The following is a 19,256-nucleotide window of genomic DNA, read 5'->3' on the forward strand; positions in this document are numbered from 1 at the left end:
CAGTCTCCTAAAATATTTTTTGCAAAAACTGTACTTCCCGCTCCAATAAATGTGATTTTAGACATCGTCATCTTCCTTCCTCGTATTGGTTTTATCCTTTTACAGATCCTGATGAAAGCCCTGCAATAAAGTATTTTTGTAGAACTAAAAATAAAATGGTCATTGGAAGCATCGCAATGATCGCAGCTGCTCCTACTAAGCTAAGATTATTTTGATTTTCGGCAAAAAAGCTCGCTAACGTAACGGTTAATGTATGCATTTCCTTATCTTGAAGGAAGAAAATTGCAAACTGATAGTCGTTCCAAATATAGACGCTTGCAATAATTAAAATAGACGCAGTGACAGGCTTTAGCAGCGGAAATACGATTTTAAAGAAAATCGTTAACGTGCCGGCCCCGTCGATTCTTGCTGCTTCCTCGAGCTCTTTAGAAATAGTGGAGCGAATGAAGCTCGCATATAAAAAGATCGTTAGCGGCAAAAATGCTGCGACATTATTTAAAATAGCAATTTGATACGTGTTCATCATCCCCATATTCACAACCATTTTGTACAGCGGAACTAGTGCTGTTAAAGGCGGTATTACCATCACGGCGATAAAGATAAAATAGACGTACTTATTTAGTTTCGTTTGGCGTCGCGCTAAAGGATACGCAGCCATTGATCCTAAAAAAATAAGCAGAATCGCCGAAACGAATGTAATGATAAATGTATTAACAAAAGAATTTCCTAAGTTCGCTTGCTCCCAAGCCGCTGTGAAATTTTCAAGGTGTATGCTTTTTGGAAATACCCATTTTGAACTAAAATCCCCGGTTGCCTTTAAAGAAGTCGTAACTAGAATATAAAAAGGGACAATATGAACGAGCGTTATACAAAGCGCTAGAAAGGTAAAAAATCGTTTTTTCCGTTTATTTGTATAGTCCATCACGCTTCTGTCTCCTTTCGCTTAAAGTACACAAGTGCTGATAAGCTAATGACTAAGATAATGAGCGCCATGCACACACCTTGAGTTGCAGCATAGCCGGCGTCCTGTCTTCTAAAATATAAATCATACATAAAAGTAGACATTGACTGCGATGCATCTCCAGGCCCTCCTCCTGTCAGCGCAACAATGACGTCAAACAGTTTTAAACCTCCGATAATATTTAAAACGACGTTAATTGTAATCGAAGGCATAAGCAGTGGAAGCGTGATGTTTTTAAACTGCTGAAGAGCAGATGCTCCGTCAAGCTGCGCTGCCTCGTAGTAATCTTTTGAAATACTTTGCAGCCCCGCTAAATAAATAATCATCGCAATTCCAACGAATTGATACGTATTGACGAACACAATAATCCAAGAGTTAAGCTCCGGGGTCCCCAAAGCATTAATCTTCTCAAAGCCTAAAAATACAAGAAGGTCATTTAAAGCGCCTCCTTGGTAGGCAAAAAAGAAGTACCAAATATACCCCATAATAATTGGGCTGATAATAACCGGAAGGTAGACAATTGTTCTTGTTACAGCTTTCATTTTAATGCTTTGATTGAGAAGCAAAGCATATAACAAGCCAATAATGTTTTGGAAAATTGTACTGCCTATTCCGTAGAGCAGCGTATTTTTTATCACAAGCCAAGTCGTTGGATCTGCAAGCAAACGTTTATACTGCTGGAGCCCAATCCAATCGTATGTTTGTGAAAATCCATTCCAATTAGTAAAGGAAAGTCTAATTCCGTTAATAAAAGGATAGATAATAAAAACGGTGATAATTACTAAGCCGGGAAGGTACATCCACCATAAAGAAGACTCTGTTTTTAATTTTTTCTTTCGTTTTTCCGTATCTCTTACTACAGAAACCGGCTCTTTCCTGACTATTTCATTCATCGTGTTCACTCCTATTTCAGCTTGTGTTGAAAAGAAGCAGAAGCCTATCTCCCTGCTTCTTAGCGAACAAGGAACTTTTGCACACTATTTTATTGTTTACTGAGACGCTTGTACTCTTTTTCCATCTCTTTTGATAATTGCTTTGGCGTTAAACTTCCCGCTAGCAATTCTTGACCTGTAGAAGACATCACCGCCCACATGCCGCTCGGTAAATACTTCCGGTCGAAGTATGGCTCAACTTTAATATCGCTATACTTATCGTAGTATTCAGAGTAGTAGTTTTGGGTTTTATTGTTTGTCAGAGCCGATGCTGAAGACGTTCCTTCGGCAATCTTTTTGGCAACTTCCGGCTGTGACACAAATTCAATAAATTTTTTCGCTTCTTTAAGGTGCTTAGAATCCTTCCACGCAGCAAGGGTAAAGCGCTCTCCGCCAATCCAGCTTTGCGTGCCCCCTTTATGAATAGCAGGCACCGGTACCGTTCCTACTTTTACTTCAGGGTTTAATTCAGTTGCATCAGGCCCAAGAGATCCCCCCACAAATGTAAAAGCAATTTTATTTTGAGCCATTAATTCCGTTGCTTGAGATACTTTTGCGGTTAATACATCTTCATTCAGCAGCCCTTTTTTCTTCATTTCTGCCATTGTTTCCGCTAGAGGCGTGTAGTTTGACCAATTAAATGTTCCTTTTTCTAACTGCTTAGCATAGTTCTTATTTTTTGCTGTAATAAGCTGAGGTGTAGCCAGCTGATCAAACACTTGAGCAATATTGCCATTTTCTCCTCCTGGAATCCATAAAGGAGCTACTTCTCCTTTGCTTTTCTTCTTTACTGTTTCTAACGCTGTTATAAATTCATCCATTGTGTTAGGAGGCTTTATTCCGTACTTTTTTAATAACGTCGCATTATAGCTAATTCCGTCTTTTGCTTGATTTAAAGGATACGCATACACTTTGCCGCTTTTATCTTTTAAAATTTGATTTAGCGCTGGATCCAAATGCTGAACCCAATCCATATCCTTTAAATCTGCTACATACTCCCCGTAGCGAAGCTGAGACCAGCCGTGCGTATCAAATAAATCCGGCATATCATTTGCACCCATTTTCACACGAAGCATATCTTCATAGCCGTTACCCGGAAAATTTGCATCAATTTTAATATCTGGATTTTGCTTTTCAAATTCTGCAATCGCGTTTTGAAGCGCTTTTCTCTCGCCTTTATTACTCATCGTAGAAAAAAGCGTTAACGTTGTTTTCCCATTTCCGCCTGTTGACGCTTCTTTATTTCCGCAGCCCGCTGCCACAACAGAAAAGACTAGTAATAGAACGAAAAGATACGTAAGCTTTTTCATTTATCTTCTTTCCTCCTTATACTCTATCAAGTTATAAATAACTGAATATTCAGTATTTTAATCATAGACAAATTCATTGCACAACGAAATAAAGTCACTTATAATTTAGTCCTATACTTTTACAAAGGTTCAAAGAGTCCTAGAGATGAAAAAGCTTTTTCATTTACATACTTATCTGCCAATAAGTATGTAGTTTCTAGAGCTTTTTAACCTGCCTTTTTTATGATTTTTTCTATTTTCCTTCCCCCTTATCACTCTTTATGTATGAATTCTGCTTTTTTATCACCCCCTTTCGAGTTATAGCTTTTAGGTTACTACTTCTTGAGTAAAGCTCCGCAGCTTTCACGGTAAATTAATTTAGTCGGTACCATGACTTTTAAAGGAATAGACCTGCCGCTTAGCCGATCTACTAGCATTTTAACAGCCTGCCTTCCCATTTCTTCGGTATATACTTTAACCGTGGTGAGCGGCGTGCTCGCAAATGCTGCGACATCCACATCATCAAAGCTTACAATCGCTACGTCTTGAGGAACCTTTATAGTTGATTGCTGCAGGGCACGCATCGACCCTATCGCCATTGCATCACTTGCGATAAAAAATGCCTCAGGAAGATTTCCTTGCTTAATCGCTTGTCCCATCAGCTCATATCCTTCAGTCATTGAGTACTCCCCTATATAAACTTTCTCGGAATCAAGCAGGCCTTTTTCATGCATAACGCTTTCAAAAACTGTTTGACGCTGATCTTCAATAATAGAACTTCCATTTATATAGTGTTCTCTTTCTGTCCCTCCGATATAGCCAATTCTTTTATAACCGAGGTCAAATAAATGATTTAATGCATGTTTAGTAGCTTTCTCAAAATCAATCATGACCGAATCGTACAAATCCTCATCCGCTTTGTGATTGATAAAAACAATAGTATCTAAATGATTGCTCACTTCTTGAACCGTTTCTGGACTAACTCTTCCCACTACAATTACTCCATCAAGATCCTGCAGCAACTCTTCTTGCTTCATGCCTTTTAGTCTAAATGACTTTACTGTAAAAATTTCTTTTTCTGCGCATTCACTCTCTATTCCATGGCGAATAGAAGAGAAAAAAGGGTCCACTAACTCTTCTTCAAGCGATTGAGCAAAAATAATGCCTATCCTTGGAGCTTCTATGTCTTTTCCGTTTGCCGTTCCTTTTCGTATCTTCACAGGCGTATATTGCAGCTCCTTGGCTGCATGAAGAATGCGCTCACGGGTAACCTCAGATACAGAAAGCGTATGATCATTATTTAGTACTCTGGATACGGTTGAACTGGAAACATTAGCGTACGCCGCTATATCTTTTAAAGTTGCCATCTTTTTACCTCTCTATTATAATCTTCTATTTTTACTAAATATTTATCTCTTATATTGGAAGAATAGCACATTAATAAAACGCTTTCAATAAATAATTTTAAAATTTCAGTAAATTTATTAAAATATTCTCCAAAATTCTTCATTTCTTTTGTTAGTTTCGCCGTTAAAGTGACAAAAAAGCCGCTACCACTGCCTTGTTTTTATCAAACCGCACTAAAACTTAAGTAAACTTTTAGTAAATATTAATTTTTATAAGAATTTGTTCATATTTGATATAAAACGGTTTGTTGGGGAAAATAAAAGAAGAAATACTGATAAGGAAAGAGAGCGCATATGATTAGCAAACATTCTTATTTTCAACAATGTCTGCCTGCCCTTCAACAATTGCATAATATGAATTTCACGAAAGAACAGCTGTTGCAAAAAGATTTTTTAATTCGGCAAGAAAATGGATTAAGCATGTATTACTCACCTCATAACGACTACATAAATCCAGACGCTCATATTTTCATTGCGGGCATCACACCAGGCTGGTTTCAAATGAAAACCGCTTTTAAACAATGCGTTTCCAGCCTGTCCCATCATCATCCGCTTGAACAAGTACTGTACGAAACAAAAAAAGCCGCTAGCTTTAGCGGGACGATGAGAGTAAATTTAATAGACATGTTAGACAGGTGCGGCGTTCAAAAAGCGATCGGTATAGACAGTGCCGCTGAGTTATTTGCTTCACAGCGAGATTTACTGCATACAACTTCTGTACTGAAATATCCCGTGTTTTATAAAGGAAAAAACTATACGGGCCATCAGCCGCCAATTGAACGATCAGCGCTTCTTTCTCACTATGCTTTTGAAGTGTTCACGCATGAATTGAGCGAAATAACGAATCCATGTTTAATTGTTCCACTAGGAAAAGCCGTTGAGAATGTTTTAAGAAAGCTTTCGGGTGAACCTTCGTTTTCTCGGCATACGTATTTATTTGGCTTTCCTCATCCATCCGGAGCAAATGGACATCGAAAACGGATATTTGAAGAACACCTAGATGAATTCACGGAAATTGTGGAGGGGTGGGCTGTAAACAGAAGGAGTTGAAAACAACCTTTAGCTCTTTCTGTTTGCAACATCTCCTTCTTTTTCTTCTAGTTCTCGTTCATTTTGCTCTTCATGAAACTCTTCTTCTGTTTGTGCAGCAAGATAATCAAACGGCGTATAGTAATTACGGGGAAGCTTTCGATGCCACACCGTTTTAATCATAATAATCATCAACGGAATACTCACCATTAAAATAGCGGCTAAAACTAGTAGCGAAAAAATCATAGATTATTTCCTCCTGCTTTATGAACCCTTCCTCTTAAAATAACAAAGCGGATACCCTACATTCATTCACTTATATTTAATCTACATTTACTGTCATCAGTATACGAGATTCATGAGTAACAAAACCGTTCTTTTCAAAGAAACGTTCTGGTTTGCCTTGGCCTCTTTCAGTAGACACATAGACTTCTTTCACTTCTTTTTTTATAAGTAACTCGTTAAGGAAAGATAAAAGACTCGTTCCTATGCCAGTTTGCTGAGTCTTGCTTAACACACAAATTTCATTTACATAAAACGTCTTATAGTTCGCCCACTGTTCTTCATTTCCTACTATAAATCCTATGAGTTTATTATTTTCACTATGAAAGAAACCTATCCCTATGTAACCTGGAGTTTTACTGATATTGTATAGACGAGCATAAGCAGTGTTTATACTCCAAGGCTCATTCCACGGTGACCCACTAAAAACATTTGTATAGATGATTGCTGCTTCTTCTAATTCTTTATCCCTTAGTAAACGAACTTGACTTTTCATCATGTTACTCCTTTTCCTATCAACTTTCTTAAAATTCACTTATACACAAAAAATTACAGTTATTGGTTAATTATAACATTTATATACATAGAACGAATAAATTAGTTATCGTTCTTCACTGTACTAGAAAAAGGAGATCCAATGTTCGGACTCCTTTTCTTAAATCAACTTTATTTCCTTGTACTTGAATTAATAGATGTATCTATAAAATCATTCACATATTTGCTCATTTCTCTGTACTTCGTCCAGTGTAAATAGTGATGACCTTGTAAAACAACTAGTTTTTGCGACAATACGTGACTTAATTGATCTTGATAAAACGTGATATTCGATTTTCCTTCTTTTGCTTCTTTATCTATTTTTCTAGTAAAAATCATTACGGGCATTTTTGAAGGAAACGACATATCGAGAGTTTTATTTATATTGTTGTTCAGTTCTTTTGCTTCATCAATGACGTTTTTGTTGTAGCCTTTCCAGCTGGAGATTGCTTTTGTCATTTTTAAATTTTTTGCTGTATACGTTCCTTCTTCGGCTAGCGGTAGATACTGATTAGGACTAGTAAGCAGGGCTAAGCGAGCAACTCCACTTGGCGCTAAAACACTCATCAAACTTGGTATATTCGGCGCTTCTTCTTTAAAATAATCCGGCGCTTGTGGTAACGTAGGGTCTATTCCAATAATTGCTTTTACTTCATCTGGATATTTATTGGCGTAATACATGCTGTAAACGCCAGAAACCGAGTGTGGCATTAATATATACGGACCCTTTATATTTGATTTTTGCAAAGCTTCTCTCATCTCGCTTACACTATTTTCTACCGTACGTTTTTTATTCGTAGTGTCACTCCATCCGTATCCAAATGGTTCTACTACCACAACTTTATTATCCTTCGACAGTTCATTTACTAACGGTTCAAAATCAAGTGCAGGCGCAGCCGTTCCTAGGCCGGTTAGTAGTACAATTGTATTTTCCCCTTTACCTTTTGTATATACATGAATATCTCTGCCATTAACCTCTACTAATTGACCAATAGGCGGGTACTTTTTCTTTTCCACTGCCGTCATTACTTGATTCGTTACAATCCACATGATGCATATCCCCAATATAGCTACTATCACGTTTCGTAGAATTCTCAAGAACCTAAACTTTTTTTGCACGTTTACCTCTCCTTTCCGTAAGTAGCAGTTAGTAAGCCGACGAGAATGCTAGCGAATCTTTGTAACTGCTTACTTACTATGACGCTTTAGAAAATGTTTAGTTCTATTTCCTATATAAAATTTAAAAGAATGATAGCAGCTTACTTCAGCACTAAACGAAAAAAAGGCCTCTTCTGATGAAAGAGACCTTTTACTATTTATTAAAAAGAGAACAATAAAAACTGTAACTTCTTCACTTGATGCCTAAGCGTATAACTGACGCTACGTTTTTAGCCGTTCTTTCAATGTTTTCACTCGCTTTTTCCAGCGCTTCTGACAGATCGACCGCTCCGGGCACGACGCTGAATAACGCAGAAATACCATGTTCATATACAGCTTCGCTTCCCGTTCCAATGCTCCCTGCTATCGCTATCACGGGAACTCTATGCTTTTTTGCTGTTTTCGCTACTCCAATGGGGGTTTTTCCGTAAATGGTTTGTCCATCTATTCTTCCTTCACCGGTAATGACAAGATCAGCATCTTTAATATAGCTTTCTAGCTGAGTTGCTTTAATGACTATGTCTACACCTGGCTTTAACTCCGCAGATAAAAATGCCAGCAGCCCGCCTCCTAGCCCTCCTGCTGCTCCGGCACCAGGAACGTTCTGAATATGAATATCCATTTCTTTTTCAATAACTGCTGCGTAATGAGCTAGATTACGGTCAAGCTGTTTAACCATATCCGGAGTTGCACCTTTTTGAGGGCCAAATACCGCAGATGCTCCGGTTTCACCCGTTAACGGATTGTCTACGTCGCACGCAACTTCTACTTTGACTTCAGCAAGCCGGGAATCCAGGTTTGTCAGATCAATAGCAGCTAACTGGTTTAAACTGCCGCCTCCTTCTTTTATTTCTGCTCCGTTAGCATCAATAAGCTTTGCCCCTAAAGCCTTTGCCATACCGGCTCCTCCATCATTTGTAGCACTTCCTCCGATGCCAATAATGATATGCTTCACTTTATGATCTAACGCTTTAAGAATCAGCTCGCCCGTTCCTCGCGTTGTTGTGATAAGCGGGTTTCGTTTATCGACAGGGACATGATGAAGACCTGAAGCGGCTGCCATTTCAATAACAGCCGTGTTGCCGTCTCCAAGAATTCCGTAAAAAGCTTCAACCTCTTTACCTAAAGGTCCGGTTACTCGCGCTTGTATAATATCTCCACCCGTTGCGTCTACAAGCGACTGAACAGTTCCTTCTCCACCGTCTGCCATAGGTACTTTACTAATCTCAGCGTCTGGAAAATGAGCTTTTATTCCTTTTTCAACCGCTTCACAAACATGCAGAGCCGTTAAGCTTTCTTTAAATGAATCAGGTGCAATCACAATTTTCATAGAAACACTCCTTTTTGTTTTTACCCGTATAGCTTTAATACACCAAATATAAGCGTGGATACAATTGCCATAATGAGTCCAATCAGCGATTCGTAAGGGATTAATTTTAAACGTTCTTTTATTTTCATATTTACACTTCCGCCCGTTGCGTGGAAAAAGCTTCCGTGCGGAAGGTGATCAAGTACGGTTGCTCCGGCATGAACCATAGCAGCCCCGGCTAAAGCAGAAACGCCTAGCTCTAAAATCGTCGAGCCAAAAACTTGGCTTGCGACTGCTGTTCCTGCCGTTGTCGAAGCGGTTGCGGCTGACATAAAAATACCTGAAACCGGAGCTAAAACATAAGCTGGCAATCCAATGGCAGACAAGCCTTGAATAATCACATCTTTTAGCTGAGAGTTAGCAATGATTCCTGCCAATGTTCCTGTTCCAAGCAGCATAATGGCTACACCTGACATTTTCCCTAAACCTGAAATAGCGTATGTATTAAGCTGTTTTCCTTTTTTCATCACAATGGCACCAACAATCCCTCCTGCAGGAAGTGCAACCATCGGATCAACATTAAGATCAAAAAGCGGACGCAGCGCCAGTAGCACGATGGTAACAATAGGTGCTATGATAGCCGTTAAAAACAGCGGTAAGCTGCTTGCATCCACTGTATCTATTTCTTCAGCTTGAACCATTGTTCCTTTTTTCACTAATCGTTTGGCTACTAGATAAGTGGCCGCTACGCCAAATACAGCGGGAATGATTCCTGCAGCCATCACGGATGTAAGCGGAATATTAAATGCATCTGAAGCAGCAATAGCGTTAGGATTAGGAGACATTAAATTCCCTGCCTTTCCCCCTCCAATCATTGCTAATAAAATAGCTGGCTTTGACATACCCGTACGTTTAGCAATCGCTAAAGCAATAGGAGCCACTGTGATTACAGCCACATCAACAAACACGCCTACTGTCGTAAGAATGAGTGTGGCTAGCGCTAGAGCTAAAAGCGCTTTTGTTTCACCTAGTTTTTTTACAATGGTTTCTGCTATAACCGCTGCAGCACCTGATTCTATTAATACGCCGGCTAATATTCCAGCTGCAAGAATTCGTAGCACTGCCGGAATGATGCCTTGCGCTCCTTCAATCATTAAAGTAACGGTATCAGCAATATTAACTCCGCCAATCAGTCCTCCAATTAAAGCTCCGGCTATCATTCCGTATGCTGGAGCCACTTTCTTTAAAATTAATATAATGGCAATCACTAATGCACAAATCGCGCCTAATGCGCTTACTTGAACGTCCATAAAGCATCCCCTTTCTTGTTTCCTCTATCCCCAATGCTAATTGTAAGCGCTACCTTTAATTCTTTCATTAGTCATTTCAACAAAAAAAGACCTTGCTATCACAAGATCTTTTATGCACGTGCACAATTATGAAATTTTAGATAGCAGTAGCGCTACATACAGTTCGAGAAGGTCTTTTACTTTCCTTGGATCTTTTCCCGTGATATCTTGAATTTTATCTAAACGGTAGCTTAGCGTATTTCGATGAATAAAAAGCTTTTTAGCTGCCGTGCTTCCTTCGCCATTTTCTTCTATGTAGATCGTTAACGTTTCGATAAGCTCTTTTTTCTTATCATATTCCTTAAGCTTTTCATAGTATTGCAACAAATCATGATTTTCTTGAAAACCGGCGCGTTGACGTAACAGTACTGGAATTTGATAATCCGAATAGCAGTAGAAATCAGCTTCTTGATGAAGCTTTGAACCAACCGAAAGCGTATCTTTTGCCTGCTGATACGATGTATGAAGGCCTTTAAAATCAGCTTGAACAGATCCTGCAGATAACTTATAAGGACAAACAGACGCACGAAGCTGCTTTTCCAGCTGTTCAGCATAGCTACTGGCGCTGCCCGCTCCTATAGATTTTAATATGACTACTCCGTCTGGAAGCATAGCGTATAAATCATTATTAGCTATGTATTTCTTTACAACCTTCATAACTTCATGGCGATTTTCAGTTTTAATAATTAGTGCCATTCTTGGAAGGTATAAGTTAATATTAAACCGATTCGCTCGTTCAAAAAATAAGGAATCAAGCGGCTCTTCTTGTTGAAGAAGCTGATGAACCAGCTCTTCTTTTAATCGTTCATCCCACTGAATTTCCTCTATTAAAATCATTTCTTGAAAAATCATTTCAGCCGCCATGCGCACGAGCTTTCCGTAATTACGAATCTGATCTGGCAGTCCTGTTAATCCTACAACCCCAACAATTTCTCCATTAAAGAAAATAGGCAAATTCACGCCCGGTTTGGCTCCACGCAGCGTGTCAGCCTGCTGCTGAGTAATTTCGTAGGAACTGCCGTTTTTTAATACCATCAACGCTCCTTCGTGGATTTGATCCATTCGATTTTTGTCACCAGACCCAATAATGACTCCTTTTTCATTCATCACGTTAATGTTGCAATCAATAATCTCCATTGTTCTACCGACAATTTTCTGAGCTAATTCTTTTGTTACGTATCTCAACATTTCCCCATCCTTTGCCTCTATGAAGTAAAGCTCATTTTTTTCGTGACAGCTAATTTGCATTCAATGAAAAATTTACGATACTTCATTATAATATACGTAGAAGCAAAACCACATCTTTGAAACCGCCACCAAAACAGTATCTACAGGAGGACGAAAAAATGACCATTTCAAAACTAGTTTTCACCCCTCTCAGCTACACAGGATGGGGATCACTTCAGCAACTGCTTCCGGAAGTAAAAAAATATGGCCCTGCTCATATTTTAATCGTCACAGATCCCGTGTTAAAAGACATTGGACTTGTCGATAAAGTGAGTGCTCCTCTTATCCAAAATGGATACGAAGTAGATGTATACGCAGATACGGCACCAGAGCCGCCTTTAGCGCTTGGTGAAAAACTCGTATCTTACGCAAAAAGCCGAAAATTTGATTTAGTCATTGGAGTTGGCGGCGGCAGCGCATTAGATTTAGCAAAGCTTACTGCCGTTTTAGCCGTTCATGACGGAGCTGTAGAAGAATACTTGAACTTAACTGGCACAAAACAAATTACGGAAAAAGGGCTTCCAAAAATTTTAATTCCTACGACCTCCGGCACAGGCTCAGAAGTAACGAATATTTCTGTATTATCTCTTGAAAGCAGCAAAGACGTCGTGACCCACAACCATTTACTTGCGGACGCCGCCATTGTAGATCCCGAGCTTACGCTGAGCGTTCCTTCTAAAGTAACGGCGGCTACAGGGATTGATGCATTAACTCATGCCGTTGAAGCTTATGTATCGGTAAATGCAAATCCAGTAACGGACGCCTTAGCCCTAAAGGCTATACGCATGATCAGCTCTTCTTTAAGAACAGCTGTAGAAGATGGCGAAGATAAAGAAGCGCGAACTCAGATGAGCTACGGAAGCTATTTAGCAGGTCTTGCTTTTTTTAACGCCGGTGTTGCTGGTGTTCATGCGCTTGCTTATCCATTAGGCGGTCAGTTTCATATTTCTCACGGTGAATCAAACGCCGTACTGCTTCCATACGTTATGGGCTATATCCGCAGCAGCTGCGTGACAAAGATGCGGGATATTTTTGAAGCACTAGGCGGAAACGCTACTTCTTTATCAGAAGAGAAAGCTTCTTATCAGTGTGTAAAACACCTGCAGTCACTTGTTAAAGACGTCGGCATTCCTCAAACCCTTCGCGGATTTGATATTCCAGAAAGTGCCCTTCAAAGGCTGACAGAAGATGGCGTCCAGCAAAAACGAATTCTTGCTCGCAGTCCTTTACCTCTTCATGAAAAAGACATACGAGCCATTTACCAATCGGCTTATGATGGAGCTATAGTGGAACCTGTGCACTAAAAAACTCCCCCTTATATAAGGGGGAGTTCTATTTATGCTGCTTTGGCCGTTGTACCAAAACGATTTTCTTTTGGATCGCTAGGCTGGCAGAATAACACAATTAGCCAAATACCGCCGATAAGTGGAACCAATGTAATAAGCTGCCACCATCCGCTTTTTCCCGTATCGTGGAGTCTTCTTGCTCCTACCGCTAACGATGGGACTGCAACCAATAACGAATAGATAACCGGCAGAAAAAGAGGCTTATCAATAACGAACTGAAGGAACGAAAGAATACACGAAATAACAAAGTTAACTAACACAAACATCCAGTATTCAGTTCGGCTTGCTCGACCAGAAAATACCCCGTAATTTTTTAACACCTTTATGTACCATTTCATCTGCAAAATCCTCCTTTTTTATCATATAATTGTAAATTTATAGTTTATATATCCTTTTTATTCAAAAAACAAACCGTTAAATGAACAAATAACGACATTTTTATCCAAAAGAAAAAACTTCTTTTAAAAAAAGAAGTTTTCTTGATGTATTATGATCTTTCTATTTAATCAAATCATTTCGGTCTTCCATACTTGGCGGTTCCTCAAGCCATCCGTTTTTGGCCATGATTTTTCCCCCGTCTTGCCCGTATGTTAAAATGTCTTTGGCCGTACTGACAAGAGTAAGGGGAAGATCTCCACGCAAACTAAACGCAGTGCCTAAAGCGTTGCTCCCCAGCCCGAAACTGCAGAATAAACTCACGCAGTACATCATCAGTTTATCTGAAAAAGGTGCTACTTTTGATTCTGTCGCTTTCGCTCCCCAAGTAGCAGGCGTCTGAATATCGCTCTCCAAAAGAATCTTGCTATAATTACTTACAACTTTTTTAGCCAGCTCTTTTCCTTTTATAAAATACTTTTTTACTTCAGGCTCACTTGCTACTTGAGCGAACCCTGTAATCATTTGCATGCCAAGAACGTTGCTTTCGATAGCGTAATAAATATGTGCTACCTCTACAGTATTTAATGTACGTTTACTCGAAAATAAATGGATTCCGTTCATGTAATCTGTGCCTTCAGCAAACTTCGCTGTTTTAGGTACTGAAACAGCTGGAGGTCTTGGAAGCACGTTTTTTTCCTGAAGATAATCTACACATTTGTCGTACACATCTTGCGTGAAAGCGGTAAGCTCTTTATAAAAACGAATGATGTCTTTTCTGTAGGACATCGTTAAATGCAGCGTATGTAATCCCATACTAATTTCTTTTAAAAGGCGAAGAAACATAATATCAAACATTTTATCATAGAGCTTAGAAACGCCAACATTTACGTCTTTTTCTGTATATCCAACCGGTATGGCAGCCCCTTCATTCTTTAAAATTATTTTAATATCTTCAATGTAGTTCACCACTTGGGTATACGTATCTTGCATAATTTCTTTCGCCTTGTCATCTTCTGCCTGGGCAATAAAATATTCTAAAATTCTTTGAATCATTGTCTTTTGCTGATAGGTCATCCAAAGAGTAGCAATTTCACTTGAACTTAACGGTATTTCTTGACTCATATACTAAACCTCCTGCTAGGGCTACATACGTATAGCTTTATTTATTCAAGAGTGGGTATCTGTACAAATGAAGATTGTATTCTACTTTAATGTTCATTCACGTAGTCAGATACAAAACTCTGTCTCTTCCTCAATTAATTCTGCTTCATTTACTATGCACAAACTGGAAGAATTCTATGTATTTGCCTTCGCTTTTAAATGCAGGAAACAAAAAAAGCCCCTTTCCATTAAAGGCGCTTTTTCAAAGAAAACGGTTTTATTCTGTCGTATCAGAAATTCTTCTGTAGCTTCCGCACTTTTTTAGATATTGAATAATATCTTGATCTTTTACACGCTGAATAGCTGATCCGAACAGCTCTGCCGCTATCTGCATACGTTCATGTTTATGTTCAATGGTCATAATATATCGAAGCGCATCCACAACCGGTGCATTGTGACGTGTACGACGAGTTATGTACTCGTGAATGGCTTCATTTAACCCTTCCGATTCTGCTTGTTGAAACTCAGGTTTTCTTACTGCTTGACTGTATACCACTTTTTTGCCACTCCTTCTCCTCATTTTTAATCATGTTTTATCTCTCTTTTATTTCCAGTTCCCTAACAGAAAGGAAACAAAACATGCAATCTTACTTTTTTTATAAAAATAATTATTTTTCATATAGTTCTAACAGACGTTTGTGTATCCAGATAGCTGCTTGTAAACCTTCTCCCATCGCTACTGTAACTTGTTCAGAGTGAGCCACAATATCTCCTGCTGCCCACACGTTTGAAACATTGGTTTCTTTTGTACGCGGATTTACGATAATATGCTGATTTTCTAAAAGTTCTACTCCGAGCTCATGCGCTAATTCTGTTCGAACTTTATTTCCTCCGAACGCTAAAAAACCTCTTTCTCCATAAATAAATTCATTATTTTCGAGGATGACTCCTTTTAACATTTCTGCTTCAGTTATGACTTTTTTTATTGCCTCTTGTTTATAGGTAATCCCCTTTTGCATCAAAGTATCTGCTAAAGATCCGATCTCTTTTTTGTCATGATTAATGTACGTAATTTCATTTGTCCAATATGTTAACGTAAGGGATAAACTGGCTCCTGCTTTTCCCGACCCTAGTACTAATACCCTTCTATTATTTACTTCGTACCCATCGCAGTCGGGACATACATATACCGTTTTTCCCATACAGTAATGTAGCTCTTGCTGAAGTTCAGAAGGAATCCGGTCTACGACTCCGGTCGCAAACAATAAAGTAGCTGCTTCGTAGTTAGCAGATTTTGTGATGACGTTAAACCCAGCTATTTCTTTTTGACACTGTATGACACGATCTTCTGTAAATTGAATGCCGTAGCTTTTTGCTTGCTGCCTTCCCGTTTCTCTTAGAGTTTGCCCGCTTAGTCCCTCAGGCCATCCCAATATATTTTGATAATTTTTGCAAAGATTGGAACGTCCATCGTTTGAATCAATAACTAACACGTTGCGCTTATATCTTCCAAGCTGAATAGCGGCTTGAAGTCCTGCAATTCCTCCGCCAACAATGACGCAATCATACTTGTCTGCCACAACACATCACCTCAGCTTTTATTATTTTCTAAACGAAAGCTTTAGTTTTTCATTATCTGTTTTTCTATTGTTTTTATACGCTTTATTGTCTTTATTTTTCGAAGTCATTCTACATACAAAAAACCGCCTCGGCAGCTACCCTGCCTCGAGACGGTTTTTTATAAAATAAAAAAGACGCTATTACTCATTTTTCTTTCCTGCTTCTTTTTCATTAATTTTAGTAATCAAATCTTCTTTATATACTTCACTATCTTTCCCGTAGCGTAGACGGCTATGACAGTTGGGACATAGTGCTGCAGCGTCCATTGGCTTAGCCAGTCCGCTCTCTGAAAGCTTTGAAAGATAGTACATTTGCAAAAAGGAGCTTCCATCTTTTGCGATAAACGGCGCGCTTTCTCCGCAGGCTTCACAAATACCCGCTGCGCGTTTGTGAACATATTGTTTAAGAGCTGCCGTTTGCTCATAAACACTTGTCTTTTTTTCTTTCCCTAACGCCATATAACGAAGCTGTTCAGTTGAATAAAGTGAAACATCCAGCTTTGCTGCTTTTTCCTCAATCACGGGATTTCGTTCAAGTTCAAAAATAATCGCTTCACGAAGCTCTCCGTCTGAATCCCACATAATTTCTAGTTGATGATTGATATACGTCACTTCATCAACAAACTCGACCACTCCCGGCTCCGCGTAGTGAAATAAATAAACGGCTTTTCCTGATAAAAAATGTTCACGAAGCGCTTTATTGCCTTTAATGAGCTGCATCGATCCTCTTTGACCTTCCCCCGTATAGAAAAAAGCGGTTTTATCTCTATTCCATCCGTGTCCTGTACCGTATTCACTTCCGCTTTCTTTTGTGAAAATAAAAATATATGGATGCGCTTTTGGCGTTGATATTTCGCTTTGTTCCTGTCCTTTATAAAGCTTATGAATTTGTTTTCTGCGATAACGATGTCCTTTTTGAAAGAAATCTCCGCGCTGTAAATCCGTAATCAATGAATGGCCTCCTACTGCGGTCCTGCTTTTATAGTACTTATAGCTCTACTATACACTAATTTTTGTTTTCTTTGCAGATCGTTTCTTCTATCTATTGGATTTATATCATGCAAAAAAAGCAGCTGTATGGACAGCTGCTTTTTTTGCTATAGTCAATTTTGCACCGTGTAGTCTTCTCCTAGCCATTTTGTACTGAGTTTTTTTAACGTCCCGTCTTTTTTCAGCTTTTTAATCGCTTGGTCAACTTCCGACTTTAACTTTTCGTCTTTTTTGTTAAACATAAAATACACTTTTGAATTAATCACAATATCTCCAACCGTTTTTTGCTGAAATTTTAGCGCTTGATTGCTAAAATCGATGGAAAATGGCGTCGCAAGCGTAGCATCTGCTCGGCCTGTTTTTAATTGAGTGGTAGCATCATCCGCACCTTGACCGGCGTAAACTACATCGATTTTATTGCCGTGTTTTTTATTATATTTGTCTAGATAGACAGCCGCATTGCTTGTAGCTCCTACAATCATTTTTTTCCCTTCTAAATCTTTTAATGAATGAATATCATTTCGAGTTTTAGGAACTGTTACATAAAGCGGAGAATAATTATATGTTTCATCATTAAATAAAAACTTTTTCTTTCGCTCAGCGTTCTGAGCCATGTTATGAGCAATCATATCAATTTTATTACTTTCTAAGCTAAGAAGCAGATTTGAAAATTCCATCGTTTTAAATTCAAATTTATAATCCTTTAACTCTTTGTCGATCGCTCTTACTACTTCTACATCATAGCCGGTCAGTTTGCCTTTATCATCAATAAAGCAAATGTTAGGAAACTGAGTGCCTGTTCCAACAACAATCGTTTGAACATCTTTTTCTTTCTTTTCTCCTGCACTTGAAGATACGTTTGTTCCGCACCCTGCCACGCTCACAGCTACTACAATTGAAAGTAAAAACAGCCAATATTTTTTCATACGTTCCTCCCCCGAATCCCTATATTATGTAATAAAAAAAGGCTCTTGATAAAGCATCTGCTTCATCAAGAGCCTCTGGTTAACCAGTGGGCTTACTTCGTGTAAGATTATTCACATCATAATACTAGTTAACCGATAAATCAAGTAGGTTTTAAAAAAAGATTATCTTGACAGCTTGGTGTCTACCGCTTAAGATACAACTAACAAAACAATGAAACTGCATATCTACCAGTCAACTGGAGGCAAATGGACACGGCAATGCGTGTACGTTTGCTTTTTTTATTGTCGTCCAGCATTTTATCTTTTGGAGGTAAAACGTATGAAATTTGCTTTATTTAGTCTTATTCAAAATATCCCGAACCCGGTTACTGGAGAAACATTAACTGCTCAAAAAAAATTTCAGCATGTGTTAAATCAAGCAGTGCTGGCAGAAAAATTAGGTTTTGATGCTTACGGAGTCGGCGAAAGACACGGAGCTCCTTTTTTGTCTTCTTCTCCTCCCGTTGTTTTAAGTGCAATCGCTGCTAAAACGTCTCATATTCGTCTTCTTACTACCGTTACCGTTCTAAGCATTTTAGATCCTGTACGAGTAGCTGAAGATTATGCAACGCTTGATCACATATCGGGTGGACGCCTTGAACTGATTATCGGAAAAGGCAATGATCCGCGTCATTATCCGCTTTTTGGCATTACGGAAGAAGAACAATGGGAATCTCTTGCTGAAAGATATGCTCTTTTGAAACAGCTTTGGACAGAAGAAAATGTCACGTGGAGCGGCCGTTATCGTCCGCCTTTAACTAACGTTACGACTCAGCCTCGGCCGTTTCAGCCTTCTATTCCCGTTTGGCATGGAAGCGCGTCAAGCCCGCTGTCTACAGAACTTGCGGCTAAATACGGAGAGCCTCTATTTTCATCTAATTCTTTTCACCCTCAGGCTAAATATAAAGCGCTGATTGACCATTACCGCGAACGTTTTGCTTATTATGGCCATGACCCACGCAAAGCCATCGTCGGTTCAGGGGCAAGCAGCCTATATATTTCTAATACAACGGAAGAAGCGATTCGCCGCTATCGCCCGTACTATAAAGCGTTTAGCAATACAGAGGCAGCGAAACATAATCAATCGCCGTTCACGTCACTAGAAGATATCGTTCAACACGGTCCTGCTTTAGTAGGAAGCCCAGAGCAAATCATTGAAAAAATAATAGACTATCACCGTGCTTATGGAAACGAAGTGCTGAGCATCAGCGTAGACGGTCTAAGCGAAGCAGAACAGCGCGAACAGCTAGAGCGCTTTGCAAGTGATATTGCACCTGTTCTTCGAAAAGAAATTCCCAGCAGCGTATGGGAAAATGAAAAAAAGAGATTGAGACATAATGAAATCAGTCCAATCTAAAGACGAACAAATCAGATACATGAG

19 protein-coding genes are annotated in these 19,256 nt (G+C 39.1%); 3 read left to right on the forward strand and 16 right to left on the reverse strand.

All coding sequences use genetic code 11. The features are described from left to right. Positions 1-91: 91 nt before the first annotated feature. The 4 genes from ACO1DI_RS26165 to ACO1DI_RS26180 all read right to left on the reverse strand — a co-directional run bounded on the left by ACO1DI_RS26165 (position 92) and on the right by ACO1DI_RS26180 (position 4,549). The gene (locus ACO1DI_RS26165) at positions 92-922 is read right to left on the reverse strand and encodes a carbohydrate ABC transporter permease (RefSeq protein ID WP_028412981.1); all 831 of its coding nucleotides are present in this window, start codon (positions 920-922) and stop codon (positions 92-94) included. Continuing rightward, positions 922-1,854, reverse strand: coding sequence for a carbohydrate ABC transporter permease (locus tag ACO1DI_RS26170; protein WP_014459692.1), 933 nt, complete (start codon positions 1,852-1,854; stop codon positions 922-924). Before ACO1DI_RS26170 ends, ACO1DI_RS26165 begins: the two co-directional genes overlap by 1 nt. Before the next feature lie 89 nt (positions 1,855-1,943). Then, complete coding sequence (locus ACO1DI_RS26175) at positions 1,944-3,203, reverse strand: ABC transporter substrate-binding protein (protein ID WP_014459691.1); 1,260 nt, start codon at positions 3,201-3,203, stop codon at positions 1,944-1,946. Between the two features lie 314 nt (positions 3,204-3,517). Then, a complete protein-coding gene (locus ACO1DI_RS26180; protein WP_423145748.1) occupies positions 3,518-4,549 on the reverse strand; it encodes a LacI family DNA-binding transcriptional regulator in 1,032 nt (343 codons plus the stop codon). Between the two features lie 333 nt (positions 4,550-4,882). On the opposite strand from ACO1DI_RS26180, the gene ACO1DI_RS26185 reads away from it, so the two are divergent. Beyond that, complete coding sequence (locus tag ACO1DI_RS26185) at positions 4,883-5,638, forward strand: hypothetical protein (RefSeq protein WP_208733374.1); 756 nt, start codon at positions 4,883-4,885, stop codon at positions 5,636-5,638. Between the two features lie 9 nt (positions 5,639-5,647). On the opposite strand, the gene ACO1DI_RS26190 is transcribed toward ACO1DI_RS26185, so the two are convergent. From ACO1DI_RS26190 to ACO1DI_RS26215, 6 genes are all read right to left on the reverse strand, one after another. Then, positions 5,648-5,863 carry a DUF3951 domain-containing protein gene (locus ACO1DI_RS26190; protein ID WP_208733373.1) on the reverse strand — a complete coding sequence of 72 codons (216 nt, stop codon included), beginning with the start codon at positions 5,861-5,863 and terminating at the stop codon, positions 5,648-5,650. A gap of 76 nt (positions 5,864-5,939) precedes the next feature. Beyond that, a complete protein-coding gene (locus ACO1DI_RS26195; RefSeq protein ID WP_208733372.1) occupies positions 5,940-6,395 on the reverse strand; it encodes a GNAT family N-acetyltransferase in 456 nt (151 codons plus the stop codon). 170 nt (positions 6,396-6,565) lie between these two features. Beyond that, positions 6,566-7,483 carry an alpha/beta fold hydrolase gene (locus ACO1DI_RS26200; RefSeq protein WP_423145749.1) on the reverse strand — a complete coding sequence of 306 codons (918 nt, stop codon included), beginning with the start codon at positions 7,481-7,483 and terminating at the stop codon, positions 6,566-6,568. Between the two features lie 301 nt (positions 7,484-7,784). Next, a complete protein-coding gene (locus ACO1DI_RS26205) occupies positions 7,785-8,921 on the reverse strand; it encodes a glycerate kinase (protein WP_423145750.1) in 1,137 nt (378 codons plus the stop codon). A 20-nt stretch (positions 8,922-8,941) separates the two neighbouring features. Beyond that, positions 8,942-10,210 carry a GntP family permease gene (locus ACO1DI_RS26210; protein WP_140451482.1) on the reverse strand — a complete coding sequence of 423 codons (1,269 nt, stop codon included), beginning with the start codon at positions 10,208-10,210 and terminating at the stop codon, positions 8,942-8,944. Between the two features lie 126 nt (positions 10,211-10,336). Then, on the reverse strand, positions 10,337-11,437 hold the full coding sequence (locus tag ACO1DI_RS26215) for a sugar diacid recognition domain-containing protein (RefSeq protein WP_423145751.1): 1,101 nt from the start codon (positions 11,435-11,437) through the stop codon (positions 10,337-10,339). A gap of 158 nt (positions 11,438-11,595) precedes the next feature. On the opposite strand from ACO1DI_RS26215, the gene ACO1DI_RS26220 reads away from it, so the two are divergent. After that, positions 11,596-12,780, forward strand: coding sequence for an iron-containing alcohol dehydrogenase (locus ACO1DI_RS26220; RefSeq protein WP_423145752.1), 1,185 nt, complete (start codon positions 11,596-11,598; stop codon positions 12,778-12,780). Positions 12,781-12,812: 32 nt separating this feature from the next. Here ACO1DI_RS26220 and ACO1DI_RS26225 read toward each other — a convergent pair whose 3' ends face one another. The 6 genes from ACO1DI_RS26225 to ACO1DI_RS26250 form a co-directional block, all read right to left on the reverse strand. Beyond that, a complete protein-coding gene (locus ACO1DI_RS26225; RefSeq protein WP_098999501.1) occupies positions 12,813-13,160 on the reverse strand; it encodes a DUF805 domain-containing protein in 348 nt (115 codons plus the stop codon). A 160-nt stretch (positions 13,161-13,320) separates the two neighbouring features. After that, positions 13,321-14,322 (reverse strand): DUF3231 family protein, encoded by a 1,002-nt coding sequence (locus ACO1DI_RS26230; RefSeq protein WP_014459675.1) that lies wholly within the window; start codon positions 14,320-14,322, stop codon positions 13,321-13,323. A 256-nt stretch (positions 14,323-14,578) separates the two neighbouring features. Then, positions 14,579-14,857: a hypothetical protein gene (locus ACO1DI_RS26235; protein ID WP_140451478.1), complete on the reverse strand. Its 279-nt coding sequence runs from the start codon at positions 14,855-14,857 to the stop codon at positions 14,579-14,581. 112 nt (positions 14,858-14,969) lie between these two features. Next, positions 14,970-15,881, reverse strand: coding sequence for an NAD(P)/FAD-dependent oxidoreductase (locus tag ACO1DI_RS26240; RefSeq protein ID WP_226555375.1), 912 nt, complete (start codon positions 15,879-15,881; stop codon positions 14,970-14,972). 180 nt (positions 15,882-16,061) lie between these two features. Continuing rightward, positions 16,062-16,871, reverse strand: a complete 810-nt coding sequence (locus ACO1DI_RS26245; protein WP_226555373.1) for an HNH endonuclease — start codon at positions 16,869-16,871, stop codon at positions 16,062-16,064. A gap of 152 nt (positions 16,872-17,023) precedes the next feature. Then, on the reverse strand, positions 17,024-17,836 hold the full coding sequence (locus tag ACO1DI_RS26250) for an amino acid ABC transporter substrate-binding protein (protein WP_182421449.1): 813 nt from the start codon (positions 17,834-17,836) through the stop codon (positions 17,024-17,026). A gap of 319 nt (positions 17,837-18,155) precedes the next feature. On the opposite strand from ACO1DI_RS26250, the gene ACO1DI_RS26255 reads away from it, so the two are divergent. Next, on the forward strand, positions 18,156-19,232 hold the full coding sequence (locus ACO1DI_RS26255; RefSeq protein ID WP_226555371.1) for an LLM class flavin-dependent oxidoreductase: 1,077 nt from the start codon (positions 18,156-18,158) through the stop codon (positions 19,230-19,232). Positions 19,233-19,256 lie beyond the last annotated feature (24 nt).

The sequence above is a fragment of the Priestia sp. 40 genome, from assembly GCF_049368575.1.
GTDB lineage: Bacteria > Bacillota > Bacilli > Bacillales > Bacillaceae_H > Priestia > Priestia zanthoxyli.

Excerpts from the sequence above, each read along its gene's own strand:
- ACO1DI_RS26210 (WP_140451482.1), bottom strand. The coding sequence starts at position 10,210 with ATGGACGTTCAAGTAAGCGCATTAGGCGCGATTTGTGCATTAGTGATT.
- ACO1DI_RS26195 (WP_208733372.1), bottom strand. The coding sequence starts at position 6,395 with ATGAAAAGTCAAGTTCGTTTACTAAGGGATAAAGAATTAGAAGAAGCA.
- ACO1DI_RS26175 (WP_014459691.1), bottom strand. The coding sequence starts at position 3,203 with ATGAAAAAGCTTACGTATCTTTTCGTTCTATTACTAGTCTTTTCTGTT.
- ACO1DI_RS26190 (WP_208733373.1), bottom strand. The coding sequence starts at position 5,863 with ATGATTTTTTCGCTACTAGTTTTAGCCGCTATTTTAATGGTGAGTATT.
- ACO1DI_RS26200 (WP_423145749.1), bottom strand. The coding sequence starts at position 7,483 with ATGTGGATTGTAACGAATCAAGTAATGACGGCAGTGGAAAAGAAAAAG.
- ACO1DI_RS26230 (WP_014459675.1), bottom strand. The coding sequence starts at position 14,322 with ATGAGTCAAGAAATACCGTTAAGTTCAAGTGAAATTGCTACTCTTTGG.
- ACO1DI_RS26165 (WP_028412981.1), bottom strand. The coding sequence starts at position 922 with ATGGACTATACAAATAAACGGAAAAAACGATTTTTTACCTTTCTAGCG.
- ACO1DI_RS26180 (WP_423145748.1), bottom strand. The coding sequence starts at position 4,549 with ATGGCAACTTTAAAAGATATAGCGGCGTACGCTAATGTTTCCAGTTCA.
- ACO1DI_RS26205 (WP_423145750.1), bottom strand. The coding sequence starts at position 8,921 with ATGAAAATTGTGATTGCACCTGATTCATTTAAAGAAAGCTTAACGGCT.
- ACO1DI_RS26215 (WP_423145751.1), bottom strand. The coding sequence starts at position 11,437 with ATGTTGAGATACGTAACAAAAGAATTAGCTCAGAAAATTGTCGGTAGA.
- ACO1DI_RS26170 (WP_014459692.1), bottom strand. The coding sequence starts at position 1,854 with ATGAATGAAATAGTCAGGAAAGAGCCGGTTTCTGTAGTAAGAGATACG.
- ACO1DI_RS26225 (WP_098999501.1), bottom strand. The coding sequence starts at position 13,160 with ATGAAATGGTACATAAAGGTGTTAAAAAATTACGGGGTATTTTCTGGT.
- ACO1DI_RS26250 (WP_182421449.1), bottom strand. The coding sequence starts at position 17,836 with ATGAAAAAATATTGGCTGTTTTTACTTTCAATTGTAGTAGCTGTGAGC.
- ACO1DI_RS26255 (WP_226555371.1), top strand. The coding sequence starts at position 18,156 with ATGAAATTTGCTTTATTTAGTCTTATTCAAAATATCCCGAACCCGGTT.
- ACO1DI_RS26185 (WP_208733374.1), top strand. The coding sequence starts at position 4,883 with ATGATTAGCAAACATTCTTATTTTCAACAATGTCTGCCTGCCCTTCAA.
- ACO1DI_RS26220 (WP_423145752.1), top strand. The coding sequence starts at position 11,596 with ATGACCATTTCAAAACTAGTTTTCACCCCTCTCAGCTACACAGGATGG.